At 56.1% G+C, this 3,702-nt stretch carries 7 protein-coding genes; 6 read left to right on the forward strand and 1 reads right to left on the reverse strand.

From position 1 onward, the window contains the following. The 6 genes from arsD to SMC5_RS10130 all read left to right on the forward strand — a co-directional run. Positions 1–294, forward strand: a 294-nt coding sequence (arsD, locus tag SMC5_RS10115) for an arsenite efflux transporter metallochaperone ArsD (RefSeq protein WP_119120600.1), incomplete at its 5' end; no start/stop codon positions are given. Between the two features lie 50 nt (positions 295–344). Beyond that, positions 345–674 carry an ArsA family ATPase gene (locus SMC5_RS11470; protein WP_455423462.1) on the forward strand — a complete coding sequence of 110 codons (330 nt, stop codon included), beginning with the start codon at positions 345–347 and terminating at the stop codon, positions 672–674. Between the two features lie 22 nt (positions 675–696). After that, positions 697–1,077, forward strand: coding sequence for an ArsA-related P-loop ATPase (locus SMC5_RS11475; protein WP_279386326.1), 381 nt, complete (start codon positions 697–699; stop codon positions 1,075–1,077). Then, a complete protein-coding gene (locus SMC5_RS11830; RefSeq protein WP_407079772.1) occupies positions 1,013–1,147 on the forward strand; it encodes a hypothetical protein in 135 nt (44 codons plus the stop codon). Before SMC5_RS11475 ends, SMC5_RS11830 begins: the two co-directional genes overlap by 65 nt. After that, on the forward strand, positions 1,140–2,045 hold the full coding sequence (locus tag SMC5_RS10125; protein ID WP_119086914.1) for an ArsA family ATPase: 906 nt from the start codon (positions 1,140–1,142) through the stop codon (positions 2,043–2,045). The genes SMC5_RS11830 and SMC5_RS10125 overlap by 8 nt, the downstream gene beginning before the upstream one ends. Next, the gene (locus SMC5_RS10130; protein WP_119086913.1) at positions 2,045–2,425 is read left to right on the forward strand and encodes a hypothetical protein; all 381 of its coding nucleotides are present in this window, start codon (positions 2,045–2,047) and stop codon (positions 2,423–2,425) included. Before SMC5_RS10125 ends, SMC5_RS10130 begins: the two co-directional genes overlap by 1 nt. A 919-nt stretch (positions 2,426–3,344) precedes the next feature. Here SMC5_RS10130 and SMC5_RS10140 read toward each other — a convergent pair. Beyond that, positions 3,345–3,702 (reverse strand): ArsR/SmtB family transcription factor (locus SMC5_RS10140; RefSeq protein WP_133299211.1); only part of this gene is annotated, 358 nt, incomplete at its 5' end.

Below are 3,702 nucleotides of genomic sequence, written 5' to 3' on the forward strand. Positions count from 1 at the left end.
CCACCTATGTGTTGCACGACGGGGCTGTGTGGACCGTCTGTAGATGAACATCTTGTTCAGCTCAATGAAGATCTCAAACGTCTTCAAGGGGAGGAGCCTGGCATGATCGTTGAACGCTATGCGATCAATCAGCAGCCATTCAAGTTTCGCGACAATGCAGACGTCTATAAGCTAGTAACGGGCAATGGCAAAAAGATCCTTCCGGTGACTACTGTCGACGGCAAGGTTCTCAAGACTATGAGCTACCCATCGTACGATGAGATGAAAATTGCACTGACTGGAGGAATAGCATGAATCCTGAGTACGTCTTCTTCTCAGGCAAGGGCGGTGTCGGCAAGACGTCTATGGCATGCACGGCGGCGGTCTACCATGCAGACAACGGCAAGAAGACCCTCATCGTCACAACAGACCCGGCATCGAACCTGGCCGACGTATTCGAGCAGCCCATAGGCCACCACGTAACGCCCATTACCGGTGTTCCCAATCTGTGGGCCATGGAAATCGACCCGGACGAAGCCACCCGTGAGTACAAGGAGCGGTCATTGGCCCCCATGCGGGGTCTCTTTGACGACGAAATGTTGAAGGTTGTCGAAGAGCAGTTGAGCGGTCCGTGTACAGAAGAAATGGCTTCATTCGACNNTGGAGGACGACAATTGGGATGTCATCATCTTTGATACGGCGCCAACTGGCCATACGTTGCGACTTCTGGAGCTTCCGGTCGAGTGGAGCAAGCACATCAAAGATAGTGCGGAGGGCAGTGGTCAGACATGCATGGGACCCGTCGCCCTGATTCAGGACAGCAAGAAGAAGTACGACGATGCTGTGGCGCGACTTCGTGACACAAGCCGAACGCAGTTCATCTTCGTCATGCAGGCAGAACAGACATCTCTTGAGGAGACGTCACGTTCGGTCACTGAGCTGGCAGCAATAGGCGTGACGACGTCGAGAATCATCGTGAACGGGCTNNGTGAATCCGTTCTTCCGGAAACGACGCGACATGCAGCTGACATACCTGGAGCGCGCCAAGCAATCGTATGCGGGGATACCGGTACAGACGATGGAGTTGCTCGACAGTGAGATCAAGGGAGTGGAGATGTTCCGTAAAGTCGCTCCAATGTTGTTTCAGAGGGGGGCGAGCAATGGCTGACATCGAGAGTTTGTTGCGTCCAAGTGCAAAGGGTGCCAGGCAGGTATTCTTCGCGGGCAAGGGTGGCGTGGGCAAGACGACCATGGCATGTCTGGCCGCGGTGCATGCTGCCAGACGCGGGTACCGAACTCTGCTCCTCACTACGGATCCTGCGGCACATACTGGCAGCGTGCTTGGGAAAAAAGTGACGGATCAGGTAGAAGTCATCGACGGCGTCCCGGGGTTGTTTGCCGCCAAGATCGACCAGAAGCAGGCAACAGAGGACTACAAGAAGGGTATTCTCGACGATGCGCGAGCCAAGTTCGATGAGGACACAATTCGGACGATGACCGAAGAACTGGCCTCCCCCTGCACTGAGGAGATGGCTTCGTTCCAGCGCTTCATTGACCTTTCGAGTACTCCAGGGTTCGATGTTATCGTCTTCGATACGGCGCCGACGGGTCACACGCTGAGATTGCTCGAGCTGCCTATGGATTGGAGTGAACAGATCAAGCTCAAGGCCACTGGCGGCACTGAGACATTGTCTGCTGGAGACCGCCAACAGAAGGACCGGTTTGACCGGGCAGTCACGACGATGCGGGATCCCGATCTGACGACGTTCAGTTTCGTCATGTATCCCGAGAGCACCCCAATTCTTGAGGCATCCCGCGCATCGGAGGAACTGGCGGGCATCGGTGTGGCAACGCAGCTTGTCGTGGCGAACCTGCTGATTGCGGAGGAACAGGCGACGACACCCTTCTTCCAGAAGCGGAGACAGCTTCAGTTGGGATACCTGGAAGAGATAAAGCGACGCTTTGCAGAAGCTGCATTGCTACGGGTTCCAATGATGGACAGCGACATTCGTGGTATCGACAAGTTGGACATGCTGGACAAAATCGTATTTGAGGGAGTTGCATAATGGCAGAGAATGTTGTTCAGATTGATGTCTACGGAATCTGGGACGAGGCTCCTGCAGCCTCGTCGTGCGGCTGTGGCGGGGGTGGGTGTGGCCCCAACGCTGCGCCAACGCCGACAATGGGCGAGATGTTCGAGAGTCTGAGGACGTCCCTCGGTGCGAGCGATATAGTAGATCAATGCTCGCTGAGGTTCATAGATGTCATGAAGGACAGCGACTCTCAGGTCAATGAGGTACGTCATCTGGCCGAAAGCGGGTACACTCTGCCACTGACAGCGTTGAACAGCAAGTGGTCGTTCTATGGTGGCATCTCAAATGATACATTCTACCTTAAGATCAAGGAACTGACCGGCAAGAAGACTGGAGTCGAGACTCGACGCTGACGCACTGACACAGCAACGACAACGTAAGCTGTATCGGATCTGATGGAGATGGGCAGCCTGCGTTGTTCGTGAGTCCTATGTTGTCATCCAGAGTGTTCGTCGAGGGGCTCGATCAGCTTGGGGAATCTACTTTGTCAAGCAGTCAAGAACACAGCAGATGGTCAACCAGTCTGGCGGAGGAAGCGTCTGGCAATGCGTCGACGCTGTGAGGATTGGGAGACTGGACACCAAGGTTACTGGTCCGTCATCCAACGTGTCCGGATGTGTTCCGGAGCGCGAATCGAGGAGGAGACATGAACGTATTCTACTGCGACGCATGCCGCACAAAATTTGAGACGGAGGGTACCAGGACTGAGTGGATCGACCGCACGTACGGACCCTGCATACGGTGGACCGCAGTATGTCCAACCTGTGGAGCCGAGTGTAGGCTTGCAGAGACTGTCCACGCACAGAGTGGAGGCAGCGGTATCGGCGGATCCATGGACTGGGGCGGAGGATCGGGGTGCGGGCCGTCCTGCAGGTGATGAAACTGAAACTCCTGGCAACCTTCGCGGGTATTGTCGGATTCAGTATCATCATCGTGGGATATCTCTTTAACTGGATCTTCTAGACCACTGAGCAGGAACGACCAGTACAGACCCCGGCCTCGTCGAGGCCGGGGTCTGTTTCTTCCTGGTGCAGCTGTGTCTGGTTCTAGCGTGCGTGTTCCTCGATCAACCCGACGACCTCGGTGAAGTCGATGTCATCGGCTTTGGCAGTCTCAAGCGTGGGAACGTAGTCGGCACCCCAGCCGCGACGCGTCTACACGGCGTCTTGCAGCTTCCTGAACTGCCGCTCGTGGTACAGGCGGAGGTCCGCCAACTTCTCCTTGGTCGATCTGCCGGAGGGGTTATAGCCGACCTCATTTCACAACTGCGTATCATAGCGGTCTTCCGGTGACAGGCACTCCACTTCCGTCATCGGCGTCGTGCGGTTCGTCCCGGCCGGGGTCGATGCCCAGGGACTTCTTCCTGTTTGTCAGGACACACCGCTCTGCACACGAAGCCAAGTCGAGAATGCATGGGACCGTAAGCGAGTAGCGGATTTGCGTGCCGATCCTCATGGCGTCTACGAGGCCTGCTTCCTTGAGGAGGGAGAGGTGCTTGGACGCTACGGACTTCTCGACCTCTGCCTCGGCAGCCAGTTCACAGACGCACCAAGGTCTGGTGGCAAGCCGAGTGAGCAAGAACACGCGCAACGGGTGAGCCATGGCCTTGAACATATGTGCTGTCAGTTCG

The sequence above is a fragment of the Candidatus Cryosericum odellii genome (assembly GCF_003570935.1).
Lineage (GTDB): Bacteria > Caldisericota > Caldisericia > Cryosericales > Cryosericaceae > Cryosericum > Cryosericum odellii.